Raw genomic sequence first — 11,943 nt, forward strand, 5'->3', positions numbered from 1 at the left:
ACAGCAAGATTTCATCATTTAACGTTTTTCTCTGCTGCTTCATTGCTTTCTTACCTTACAATATAAGGATGTCCATCTCGATTTCAATAAGGGCCAAATAGAGGTAAAATAATAGCAAAAACTACTAGAACGGCACTTCTTCTCCACCGACAAGCATCAACACTTTATTCACGGTAAAAGTTACAAGAAATCTTTCTCCCTCCCCGCTGTCATTACTGGAAGGGCGTCTTGACAAGGAATTGATCCGTTCCTGATCCTGGCTCTCTTCCAGCAGAGTCAAGCTCAACCGAACCCCATGAAAACCATGATCATGTTCGATAAACATATAATTCGCATGAGGATTTTCGAGCACGTTTTTATGGGTGAGCCTGTCACGCATGATAAAAGCAACAGTTTTACTGTCTATAACGTGGGGTTTGGCATATACAGCGCTGTTTACTTCTCCCTCTTTGTTGGATGTTGAAATAACACCAAATCCGGATTTATCTGTAAAATAATCGTGTAAGTTCATCTTAACTCCTTTTCGAAATATCAGGTTTTAATTAGGGGTGTTTCATCATACATCTTAACAGGATGCACCTTTCTACCGTAAAAAACTATTATTGGAAACAGGAGAGCCCAAATCACGGCAAGAATACATAAAGAGACAGATAGTGACCAGTTAAACGAGGCAGCTCCCAAACGTGTTCCTGCCCAGTATGCCGCCGGACCGCCCAGACCTCCAAAAATAGCTGCCAGCGGCAGGTTATGCTTAAGCCATGAAAGGCTATGGTGTATTGTCATTGCCAACCCTACCCAGATAACAAGTAGCCAGAATGGAATGGGCAAACCAGGGTTGCTGAACGAGAAGAATCCTACCTGCTGCAAAGTACCATCCACAAGCAGGCCCAGAAATATCAAAAAGCCAATCATTCTGATATCAGCGATTTTCTGCTCAGAAGTCGCGAGAAGAATCAATATAAGTATACAGCCAAACAGAGCCCCTGTATTTCCCCAGAGAATAGCAAGAAACCATACAGCCTGATATACAAGGGCATTTATCACAAGTTTCATTTTCGTATCCTTAACGATAACCGGGCCGTGTTGCCACCAAATGGACAACGCTGATGGATCGTTCAATAAAGCCCCCCTCGCAATAGCAGAGGTAGAACTCCCAGAGCCTTTTAAAGGTTTCATCGTATCCCTTTTTCGAAAGGTACTCATAGCTGTTGTTAAAACGATGACGCCAATCTTGTATGGTACGGGCATAATCCGGCCCGAAGTCATTGATCTGACGAACGACCATGTCCGTTTTATCAGCGATCAGCTGCACCATTCTGGCATTTGATGGTATGCAGCCTCCAGGAAAGATATAGCGCTGGATGAAGTCAACAGAACGCGCATATTGTGCGTACTTTTGATCTGCAATTGTTATTGCCTGAATAAGCATTTTCCCTTCCGGTTTGAGCAACTTTTCACATTTCCTGAAAAAATCCGGTAAATACTTATGCCCTACAGCCTCAATCATTTCGATGCTGACAAGCTTGTCATACTTCCCGGTCAGCTCCCTGTAATCTTTTTGCAGGAGCGTTATCTTATCTGTAAGGCCATGCGCATCAATACGCTGCCGTGCTTCTGCATATTGTGCATCCGATATTGTTGTTGTCGTCACCTGGCAGCCATAATTTTGAGCAGCATGTATGGCAAACCCACCCCAGCCAGAACCAATCTCCACCACCTTATCCGTCGGTTTAAGGTTGAGTTTTTTACAGATGACATCAAGTTTGTTGTGTTGAGCCTCACCAAGGGTACTCTCTTTGCTTGGATAAATTCCGGAGGAATACATCATGGAAGGATCAAGAAAAGCCCTGTACATATCATTACCTAAATCGTAGTGCGCCAGAATGTTACGCTTTGAGCCATTCTTGTCGTTGAAGTTAAGCAGGTGCCTGATAAGGTCAAAAGGACGGTTCACCCAGGCAAGCCCTTTTTCCATTCGGTCAAGAAGCGACATGTTGAGAACCATGATACGGACGAGGCCGGTGAGATTGTCCACATCCCACAGCTTGTTGATATACGCCTCTCCTGCACCGATCGACCCGCCAAGGAGAATCTTACGGTACGCCCGACTGTCGTTAATGGTAACGTGGGCTCGAAGCGAGCTGTTATTCCCAAAAGTCCGTACATTTTCCCCGTCCTGAATGATCAGCTGACCATAGGAGAGATTTTCGAGCATGTTATACAATAGCCGTGTCAGCCAACTGGTAGAAAAACTTCTTTTAGTGGATCTGGCGTCACAAGTGGAAGTGTTGGTTATGCCATTCATATCATCTCCTTCTTATAGGGGACGTAAGGAACACCTTTTCTAAACAGATTAAATGCCTGCCAGTAGATACCTGCTACAATGGACAAAGTCATGGCCGGTTTTCTCATGAGTCTTGCTCGCACCACCTCAAGGCTGAACGGATGCCTGGTAAGACCGAGCATGGCTGTAAAGATGTGTCCCCTTTCATCGCTCACTTGAAGTTGCACAGAGACTTCAGGGCCGGGCTCCCTCAGTTGCCAGCTGTAATGCTGGTCTTGCGAATTGAATGGGGAAACGTGGAATTCTTTCGGGTGATGAGGTGACAGTTCACCGTTACCAACATAGCTGCTGTACTGATGACGTTCGTTCCAGGGTATATTAGACACTTCTGCTAGGAAATGGCTAAAGGTACCCCTTTCGTCATAGCCGTAATAAAAGTTTACCGGACTAAAGTAGACCCCAAGTGTTCGCATATTCATAAGACCGCACACCTGGCCCTTCACGGGTTCCCCGGTGAGCTCTTCCATTCGCGTCCTTATCGCATCAGCGAGTGGAACACTCGGATCCCCATAATAGTCAGACCGGTTAAATCGGCTCAGCGCCCAACGTTTTTGGGAGAACCATTTACCAAGCTCAGGTACCTGATCGAGTTCATCCAGGTTGAGAAACCACATGAAAAAAGGATATTGGAACGTATGGTCCACTGGTATTCTTCTTCTATGAGCGATGGTGCCTATATAGAGTGCAGGTTTCATGACACCTCCTCTATGGCCTTTTTAACCCGCAGACCGCTTTTCACGCCGTCCTCATGAAAGCCGTTAAACCAATAGGCCCCGCAGTAGTGGCTCCTGTTCTTACCGGATATTTTCTCCCAGTTGGCCTGGGCGTTAATCGCATCAAGAGAAAAGATGGGATGATGATAGGTAAACTCCTGAAGAACATATTCTTTGGCGATCTCCTGGTTCAGGGTTACCAGGTACGTATGCTTTTTTGTTAATCGCTGGAGAATATTCATGTTGTAGGTGAGTGTCGTCTGCTCTTTGGCGCTATCTACCATGTTGTAGTTCCAGCTTGCCCAGCCAAGCGATCTGCGGGGCAGGCAAGAGGTATCCGTGTGGAGAACGACAGAGTTGCTGGAGGTGCTAAATTTACCTAATATGTCTTTTTCACCATTTGTCGGGTCGGCCAGCAAGGCTAGCGCCTGGTTCCCGTGACAGGCAAACACGACCTGATCAAAACTCTGAATACCGGCCCCGGTAACGACATCCACCGAATCATCATGTCTTTCGACACGGACAACCGGCGTACTGCAGTGTATACTGTTTCTGAACGGAGCAGTAAGAGGATCTATATAACTGGACGAACCGCCGATAATAGTAAACCATTGAGGCCTGTTGACAATATTGAGCAAACCGTGGTTGTCAAAAAATCGAACGAAGAACTGTAACGGAAAGTCTTTACAACTATCAAGCCCCATGGACCAGATCGCAGAAATCATCGGCAACAGATAGTTTTCCTTGAAGAGAGAACCGTATTTACTACCTTGAAGAAAATCCCCTATGGTCAGTGATTCATTATCAGCCGCACGCCTCACCTCTCTATTAAAACGAACGATGTCCCGCACCATGACAAGAAAATCAGGACGAATTATGTTACGTCTCTGAGCAAAAAGGGTATTGAGGGTATTCCCGTTATATTCGAGATCAATGGCATCATTGCGAACAGAAAAGCTCATTTCTGTGGGTTGGTACTGAACGCCCAGGCTTTCCATCATTTTCATGAATTCCGGATACGTCCGATCGTTGAAGACGATAAACCCAGTATCGATATCAGATATCTCACCTTCTTTTTCCACCTGCACTGTATGGGTATGTCCACCGACATAATCTTCGGCTTCAAATACTATCAGATCATGGTTTGGCGCAAGGTGGTGGGCACAGGTGAGTCCAGATATACCGCTGCCGATTATGGCAATTTTTTGTCGTTCCATCATCTCACCATTTTTTGAGCGAGTCGCGTCCATAACGGGTCAGGCAGCCATGAGAAAAGCTTCAACATCAGCGTGAACTTTTTAGGGAAATGAATCTCTGCCTTTCTTTTTCTGATTCCATCCTGAATAGCTTTGCTCGCCTCTTCGGCAGTAATTCTAAACGGCATATCGAAATCATTGAGGTCAGTAAGTGGGGTTTTGACAAAACCAGGGCAGATAAGGCTTACATCGATACCCTCTTTCATAAGGTCAATCCTGAGAGTTTTTGCCAGGTAGGCCACCGCTGCTTTTGACGCGCCGTAGGCTTCAGCTCTCGGTAAGGGAAGGTAGGCTGCTGAACTACCCACAATGGCCAGCTGCCTGTTCTCACTATTTCTCAAAGGCGGCAGAACCCCTTCAATAGATATCGCCAGGGACTCGACGTTTGCCCGCATAACCCTCTGAACCGAACTGCTGTCAAACTCCGGGAGATTTATGTATTCACAGTTTCCGGCATTGAGTATTGCCAGATCCAGTTGGGGTAAAGTTGCAAACCACTCAAGGCTCTGCTCTCTCTGCGTCAAGTCAAGCTGACCTGTATGCAGTCCCTTAATCTGCAGTTCCTGAAGCGCCTCCGGATTCCGCCCTACGGCCCATACCTGCTGCCCCTGTGCCTGATAATCAAGCGCCAGCTGTTGACCAATTCCTGAGGTTGCTCCGGTAATGAGAATGTTCATTTTCCAAGCCTCCTTTTAATACGGATAAGCAACCGCCCGAGGAGCGGCAGGTGTTCATAGAGCATCATTCCCAGATCAAAGTAGTCCCGATGATGGCATATTTTCCGGTCAGTGTTTAACCGGAGATAGGTTGTTCCCGGCACATGAATAGTTTTTCCTCCCGCAAGACTTTTATGGCGAAAGCTCATTACCCATTGCAGATAGCAGGACTCATCGTGCTGCAGGACATCGTGGAAGGTAAATTCTATACTTTCCACGTTCTGATAGAGCTCCGCAAAGTATTCGGTAAGCTGGCTGAGGCCATTAATCTCATGAGCAGGATCGATAAAACGTACGTCAGTACTGTATATATCCTTCAGCAAATGAAGGTTCTCAGCAGTAAGCTCCTGGTATACTTTTAGGAATTGTTCCATTGAAACTCCTTCCTTTACCTACCGGTACCTTCATTACGGGCAAGGAGATTGTCCCTTAAGGTGTCGTCCAGAGGAGAGTTCTCCCCAAGCCAGATACTAAAATAGATTTCAGCGAATTTTTCAGAATATATCCTGACAAGTTCCTTATTATTGTGCGAAAGAGTGGTACGTTTTTCCTGGCTGTCGTAACAGAGACTATATTGATCCCCATCTTGTACATCGATATAGCTATCGTGCAGTTGCCTGAGTTCGGTGCGAACCATTTCCAGCTGTTCTGTCGCAAACTGGCGACCGAGAACAGTATTTGCCGCCTTGACAAAATCCTGCTGTTTCAGGGAGACATCATATTGCAGCAGGAGGCACTTTGAGACCTCACCTCTCTGAATCTGCTCTGCACTTGCAGGATGTCGAGTATAAAGTGCCGCATCATAGACCTTTATGAATTTGAGGTAATAGGCTTCCCCTGCTCCATGCAGTGTCATGCTCTCTACTGGTTCACTATGAGCTGTCGCAGAAAATAGAATAAAGAGTAGTATAAAGATGATCTTTTTGAGTCGCATACTATGCACCGTTTACCTGGCTATTTATTAAAAACAATTGTCACTTCTCCAACCGTCAAACCAAACTTTTTCATTTTTGCCCTGTTGATGAGTACCTGTTCCGTCACCAGAAACATCCAGTCATCAAAGGTAATCTTCCAGGTCCTGTCATCCACTTCCAGATTCAGCTGATACTGCCAATTCAACACATTCCCATATGCTGTTCCGGTAGCGGGTTTGACAGCATCTCCTGCTGTTCCCGTAAAAAAGTGTTCGCCGTTTTTACTGATTTTCCAGGTCCTGGTTGTTTTCTCTCCATCGCTCCAGTCAAACTTCTCAAGAAGTTGAAGAGTGCCATCAGCCTCTAGAGTTCCTGTTATATCCACCGTAAATTGACGTGTCAGCCTGCCCTTTCTATCCTGAACAATTCCGTACCCATTGGTCTGCCCTTTAAAATAGTCAAACAGGCTGAGTTGAGGGTTGTTTTCCCGGTATTGTTGGATGTCTACTGCTGAGCAACCATTAATAAAGATAAACAAAATAGATATGAGTATGTATTTCATCACAATCCTCTCCTTTTGTGTAGTACTTCTCTCCATAATTAAGAAAATAAGGACCATGCCCCATCGAGCAACAAGAACGAATGAGTAGGATATTGGTAGCGACAACTACCATAATGCCGCTTTTGACTTTGGTTGGAGAAGAGGTACGCCTCAATATTGAACTGAATGCTTATTGTAAAATGACAATTATTTAATGCCAGTCAGTTGAGCTACCTTGGTAATATACGAATCGACATCAAACTTCCTGCGACACCCCGCTTCATTCATATATCTGATTTTACCGAAAACTGGTCGCTCCCCCCAGGCCCTGTCATGCACTCCCCCTATGGACCAGGCAACACCTGTGTATCCGTTTGGATCGTGACCGTCCAGCGAGTATTTGTCATTAAGCGCTATGGCAAAAGAAAGGGCAGTTTCCGGATCCGGACTCCACTCAAGTATCTTCTTTGCCCAGTACATACGGAGGAATCCGTGCAGTTTGCCACTATAGACGAGATCGCGCTGACAGCTATTCCATAGCTCTTCATGAGTTTCACCCGCTTCAAACTGAGCAAGTGTATAGATAAATTCCCTTGTATCGTGCCAGTGTTCCCTGAGGGTTTTCTGGGCCCAGTTCGAGAACCCCTCTACACCATCGTATTTATCTTCATAGAAACAGAAATTATCTGAGAGTTCCCGCCTGACTATTAATTCTTCCAGAAAAGGTTCGGTAGTTTCTTCCGGCCAACCTGCTGTCAGCACCATACTGGCTAATCGCTGGGCAGAGAGTTGACCAAAGTGAAGATAAGGCGACAGACCGGATTGCCCATTCTGGCAGGGGTCATTTCTGTTTGTCCCGTAGTTTTGAAGCCTATAGTCAACAAAGTTCCGGGCAGCAGCAAGTGCCTGGTCTGGCCCGGAAGTAAAGGGGAGAATTGCCGGGCTATGAAACCCCGGAAAATCAGGAACCGTCCACATCTCGTGCCCTCCGAAAAAGGGGTCTGTGCATGGGAACGGATGAGCAGATACTGCAGGAATATCTGTCAGGTACTCGCCAAGCAATCTTTTTATTTTGGGCCGTATTGTATAGGCAGCATACTCTTTTTTGGCGGATGTAACCCAGGCGGGGATAATATTATGACTGTCCACCTCTCTAAAAGGAACAGTAAGTTGTTGTATAATGCTCGTATTCCATTCCTTATGGATTCGAAGAGGAGTGAAGTCGCACACCAGACTGTGGGCATCGACCTCACGGACCAAGTTCGGCAAAAAAATGTCAGGCAACTCCTGTACAAAGATCCAGCCTATCCCAATTTTATGTAGATGCGTCGCGACCGAACGTAGCCCCTCTACCATGAAGTGGAGCTGTTGACTCGTAATTCCAACAAAATCAGGGGGGCAACAATATACGACCAAAAGCGTTCTTTTATGAACTATTGCTTCCTGCTGCGCGTAAAGCAGAGCCCAGTTGTCACTCACCCGCTGGTCTCTTGACATCCAATATACTACCGGCCCCATGCCAGACTTCCCTGATCGCAGCTGTCGTCCTCTCCTGTAGATATCTGTATTGCGTCGATACATATGGATTAATCTAATCTTCCGGTAAGGCTGAATTTAAATTCCAAGTATTCTTGTGTTGCCTCCCTACAGTGCTATACTAATCATTATACTACAAAATAAATAACCTAAAAAAAGAGAGACCCATGAAAACCGGCGAAATCAGCAAAATAACCATTGGAGTCAGCTCCTGTCTGCTTGGCAATGAGGTTCGCTTTGACGGTGGCCATAAACACGATCGATACATTACGGGTACATTGGGGCAGTTCTTTGAATTTGTCCCGGTCTGCCCCGAAGTCGAATGCGGTCTTCCCATCCCTAGAGAATCCATGCGACTTGTCGGTGATCCGGAAAACCCGCGGCTCATAACTGGTAAAACAGGTATAGATCACACACAAAAAATGCAGGAATGGGCGGCTGCACGTGTTGAAAAACTTGCGGAGAATGACCTCTGTGGTTTCATCTTTAAGAGTAAGTCTCCATCTTCCGGGATGGAGCGCGTGAAAGTCTACGATGCCAACAATGTCCCAAGATCTGTAGGAGTTGGCATTTTTGCACGGATATTCAAGGAGCGCTTCCCACTTATCCCGGTTGAAGAGGAAGGGAGGTTACACGATATGGTTCTGCGGGAGAATTTTATTGAATCAGTCTTTGTCTATCGAAGATGGCGTGAAATAGTACGTGGTTTTACGCCTGACAAACTGGTGCACTTCCACACCGAACATAAAATGCTGCTGCGCTCCCACAGTGAAAAGCACTACAGGGAACTTGGTCGCATTGTCGCAAAAGCAGGAGTTATGGAAGGCGAGGCACTCCTTGCCGTCTACCAGGAGAATCTTATGGCGGCAATGCGTTTGAAACCGACAGTGAAAAAACATGTAAATGTTTTGATGCACATGATGGGATATTTTAAAAAGCAAATATCAAGTGATGAGAAGCAGGAACTGCTGGAAGTTATCGAACGCTACAGTAAACATCACGTCCCCCTTATTGTGCCCGTAACGCTCTTGAATCATTATGTGAGGAAATATAATGACTCGTATCTGGAGAAGCAGTATTACCTGCAACCCCACCCAACCGAGTTGAGGTTACGAAACCATGCCTGAGAGTCCCCCCAAACAAAAAGTATTGATCACCGGTGCTACAGGTTATATCGGCAGGCGCCTCACCCAAAGGCTTCTGGAGAGTGCTCATGTAGACATCCGGTTGTTTGTGCGAAATCAAAACAAGTTACAGGCATCGATTAGGGAACGTGTCGACATTAGGGAGGGCTCAACCTTTGACATTACCTCTTTAAAAATGGCTCTTCATGGTGTTGATACAGCTTTTTATCTTATCCACTCCATGGGTACGACTGCCGACTATAGGAATCTTGACCGCGACAGTGCAGAAAATTTCAGGGAAGCGTGTATCGCTTGCGGGGTCAAACGAATCATCTATCTCGGCGGCCTGGGGGTCAAAGAAAGTGCAAGTGAACACCTCTTGAGTCGTATTGAGACCGGTGAAGTATTGTCTGCCAAGGCGGATCAGATTCAGACTATATGGCTCCGAGCAGGAGTCATAATAGGTTCGGGGAGTGCCAGCTTTGAAATTATACGTAATCTCTGCCAAAAACTGCCGGTCATGATAACCCCTCGCTGGGTGCGCAGCCGTACCCAGCCCATTGGCATTAACGACGTTTTGTCCTACCTGGAAAAATCGATTGAGCTGTCTGTTGATGGTGATCTTATTGTTGATATCGGCTGCGAAGAACTCAGCTTTCAGGAAATGATGCAGCAGGCAGCAGCAATGATGGGACTCAAAAGATATCTATTCCCGGTTCCCGTCCTGTCACCTCGCCTCTCTTCATACTGGCTGATTCTCTTTACCCCGATCCCATTTAAACTCGCCTCAGCCCTTGTTGAAGGATTAAAAAGCGAAACGGTACTGCAAAATAACAATGCCAAAAAAATGTACCCGGACATAAAACCGGCACTTTTTAAAGAGACTGTTTCGGATGCCATGGCTGAACTTGAGCAAAACCAGGTGCTCAGCCGCTGGTGCGACAGCAGTGCTGAAATAGCCTGCGATATTAAGGACTTTGACAATCCAGAGGGTGCGATATTACGGGATGTAAGGATTGTACCCTTTGGTCCGGACAGAACACAGGATGACATCTATCGCTCGGTCTGTTCACTTGGCGGTCCGAACGGTTGGTTTAAATACAATGTGTTGTGGAGAATTCGCGGTATACTGGATAAGGTTACAGGTGGATACGGGCTCAACCGAGGCAGGCGATCGAGTGATGAGCTAAGAATAGGTGATGCCCTGGATTTCTGGAAAGTAGTTGACCTCATACCGGGAAAAAGGGTTTTACTCTACGCCCAGATGAAAGTTCCCGGCCAGGCATGGTTGGAGTTTGACATCCAACCAAATCAACTCGTTCAGACCGCTCATTTTCTCCCCCGCGGTCTTCTCGGGAGGCTCTACTGGTATTCTGTTCTGCCTCTCCACTACCTTGTGTTTACAGATCTTGCCCGTACCGTAGTTAAGGGTAATGGCAACGGATAGAATCCCAGGTCGCGAAAGCAACCCGGGATCCGATCTTTTCCTTATGCTGTTACCACCTTTCTGTTCCTACAATCTGGTTAACGTCAGCGCATTTGGCTTTTTCCTCATCGCTCAGCTGATCAAAGGATCTTTTATCCTTTTGATTATCAAGTGAACACACATATTCTTTGCCGTCTTTATCATTAAGCCATGCGAGTGATTCATATCCGCTTTTCATATCATTACCTCTGTGGTTTCATTTTATTGTTCAGGTGCAGTTATTACGTCTTTTCTGCATTCTGTTACAGTAACAATAATCTGAAACCCTATTGACACAATGGGTTCTGATTTATAGTTTAATGGTAGTTAAAACTACTATCAGGAGAATATCATGTTAGACCCCAGTTTATATCAAACTGTTGTCGACTCCCTGTCTGCTCATGTGGCAATTCTTGATGAGAATGGAGTGATTATAGACACCAACAGGGCATGGCAGGAGTTCGCCAGGGAAAATGGGATGAAGCAGGATGTTGACGGTATTGGCGTCAATTATCTCAAGGTCTGTGAAGAGTCTACCACTGACTCAGACGACAATGAAGCAGAAAATGTCGCAGAAGGAATACGAAAAGTCCTGGCTGGTGATTTACCGGAGTTTCTGACCCATTATCCTTGTCATGCACCTCATGAGAGGCGCTGGTATGCTGTACGGGTTGTCCCCTTCAGGGAAGGTAAGGGAAACAAGGTTATCGTTACCCATGAAAACATAACCCAGATAATGGAAATCCAGGAAGCACTGGAGAAAAAAGAGAGTGAACTGCGCAGTGAGCGAGAACGGCTGGAAGAGACCAATATCGCCTTAAGGGTACTCCTGCGGCAGCGGGATGAGGATAAGAAGCGCATTGAGGAGACAATTTATATCAATGTTGACAGACTCGTCCTCCCCTATGTAGAGCAGCTTCTTCAGGGACGCCTGTCTGAGAAACAACAGACATTGACCGAGGTTATCGACACGAATCTTCGAGATATTGTCTCACCATTCCTGCGTAGTTTAACTACAGTTCACACCATGTTGACGCCCCAGGAGATTGAGGTGGCCAATATGGTACGTAGCGGTCGATCAAGTAAGGAAATTGCCGAGGTGCTTGGTATATCGGTAAGTGGTGTAGATTTTCATCGTAAAAAGTTACGCCAGAAACTGGGACTGACAAACAGCGCAAAAAACCTGAGATCCTACCTGCTTTCATTGGAGAACGACGGTTAACGCACAACAATTCCGACATCCCTTTACCATTGGATCAACCTTCGTCGATCACTTCACCTAATAAAGGAGAGCCCCATGAACAATCTTATTGTAGTTGATTTTGATGATGAGT

Annotated in this window: 14 protein-coding genes; 3 read left to right on the forward strand and 11 right to left on the reverse strand. The window is 46.1% G+C overall.

Going from position 1 to position 11,943, the window contains the following annotated elements; genetic code table 11:
* Positions 1–124 precede the first annotated feature (124 nt).
* The 10 genes from GA520_RS12465 to GA520_RS12510 all read right to left on the reverse strand — a co-directional run bounded on the left by GA520_RS12465 (position 125) and on the right by GA520_RS12510 (position 8,002).
* Positions 125–511: a pyridoxamine 5'-phosphate oxidase family protein gene (locus GA520_RS12465; RefSeq protein ID WP_163340490.1), complete on the reverse strand. Its 387-nt coding sequence runs from the start codon at positions 509–511 to the stop codon at positions 125–127.
* A gap of 20 nt (positions 512–531) precedes the next feature.
* On the reverse strand, positions 532–1,053 hold the full coding sequence (locus tag GA520_RS12470) for a DUF2878 domain-containing protein (protein WP_163340491.1): 522 nt from the start codon (positions 1,051–1,053) through the stop codon (positions 532–534).
* A gap of 10 nt (positions 1,054–1,063) precedes the next feature.
* Complete coding sequence (locus tag GA520_RS12475) at positions 1,064–2,305, reverse strand: cyclopropane-fatty-acyl-phospholipid synthase family protein (protein WP_163340492.1); 1,242 nt, start codon at positions 2,303–2,305, stop codon at positions 1,064–1,066.
* A complete protein-coding gene (locus GA520_RS12480) occupies positions 2,302–3,039 on the reverse strand; it encodes a DUF1365 domain-containing protein (protein ID WP_163340493.1) in 738 nt (245 codons plus the stop codon). Before GA520_RS12480 ends, GA520_RS12475 begins: the two co-directional genes overlap by 4 nt.
* Complete coding sequence (locus GA520_RS12485) at positions 3,036–4,307, reverse strand: NAD(P)/FAD-dependent oxidoreductase (RefSeq protein WP_240910259.1); 1,272 nt, start codon at positions 4,305–4,307, stop codon at positions 3,036–3,038. The genes GA520_RS12480 and GA520_RS12485 overlap by 4 nt, the downstream gene beginning before the upstream one ends.
* On the reverse strand, positions 4,274–4,990 hold the full coding sequence (locus GA520_RS12490; RefSeq protein WP_163340494.1) for an SDR family NAD(P)-dependent oxidoreductase: 717 nt from the start codon (positions 4,988–4,990) through the stop codon (positions 4,274–4,276). The genes GA520_RS12485 and GA520_RS12490 overlap by 34 nt, the downstream gene beginning before the upstream one ends.
* On the reverse strand, positions 4,987–5,403 hold the full coding sequence (locus GA520_RS12495) for a nuclear transport factor 2 family protein (protein ID WP_163340495.1): 417 nt from the start codon (positions 5,401–5,403) through the stop codon (positions 4,987–4,989). Before GA520_RS12495 ends, GA520_RS12490 begins: the two co-directional genes overlap by 4 nt.
* A 14-nt stretch (positions 5,404–5,417) precedes the next feature.
* Entirely contained in the window at positions 5,418–5,963 is a 546-nt protein-coding gene (locus GA520_RS12500) for a chalcone isomerase family protein (RefSeq protein WP_163340496.1), read from the reverse strand.
* 20 nt (positions 5,964–5,983) lie between these two features.
* Positions 5,984–6,505, reverse strand: coding sequence for a DUF3833 domain-containing protein (locus GA520_RS12505; RefSeq protein ID WP_163340497.1), 522 nt, complete (start codon positions 6,503–6,505; stop codon positions 5,984–5,986).
* Between the two features lie 186 nt (positions 6,506–6,691).
* Positions 6,692–8,002, reverse strand: coding sequence for a deoxyribodipyrimidine photo-lyase (locus tag GA520_RS12510; RefSeq protein ID WP_240910260.1), 1,311 nt, complete (start codon positions 8,000–8,002; stop codon positions 6,692–6,694).
* 185 nt (positions 8,003–8,187) lie between these two features.
* Between GA520_RS12510 and GA520_RS12515 the strand changes: the two genes are divergently transcribed.
* Positions 8,188–9,147: a DUF523 and DUF1722 domain-containing protein gene (locus GA520_RS12515; RefSeq protein ID WP_163340499.1), complete on the forward strand. Its 960-nt coding sequence runs from the start codon at positions 8,188–8,190 to the stop codon at positions 9,145–9,147.
* Positions 9,140–10,591: an SDR family oxidoreductase gene (locus tag GA520_RS12520; protein WP_163340500.1), complete on the forward strand. Its 1,452-nt coding sequence runs from the start codon at positions 9,140–9,142 to the stop codon at positions 10,589–10,591. The genes GA520_RS12515 and GA520_RS12520 overlap by 8 nt, the downstream gene beginning before the upstream one ends.
* 49 nt (positions 10,592–10,640) lie before the next feature.
* Here GA520_RS12520 and GA520_RS12525 read toward each other — a convergent pair whose 3' ends face one another.
* Positions 10,641–10,808 carry a hypothetical protein gene (locus GA520_RS12525; RefSeq protein WP_167528834.1) on the reverse strand — a complete coding sequence of 56 codons (168 nt, stop codon included), beginning with the start codon at positions 10,806–10,808 and terminating at the stop codon, positions 10,641–10,643.
* A 153-nt stretch (positions 10,809–10,961) separates the two neighbouring features.
* On the opposite strand from GA520_RS12525, the gene GA520_RS12530 reads away from it, so the two are divergent.
* Positions 10,962–11,831: a LuxR C-terminal-related transcriptional regulator gene (locus tag GA520_RS12530; RefSeq protein ID WP_163340501.1), complete on the forward strand. Its 870-nt coding sequence runs from the start codon at positions 10,962–10,964 to the stop codon at positions 11,829–11,831.
* Positions 11,832–11,943: the final 112 nt, after the last annotated feature.

Source organism: Desulfopila sp. IMCC35008 (genome assembly GCF_010646885.2).
Classification (GTDB): Bacteria; Desulfobacterota; Desulfobulbia; order Desulfobulbales; family Desulfocapsaceae; genus Desulfopila.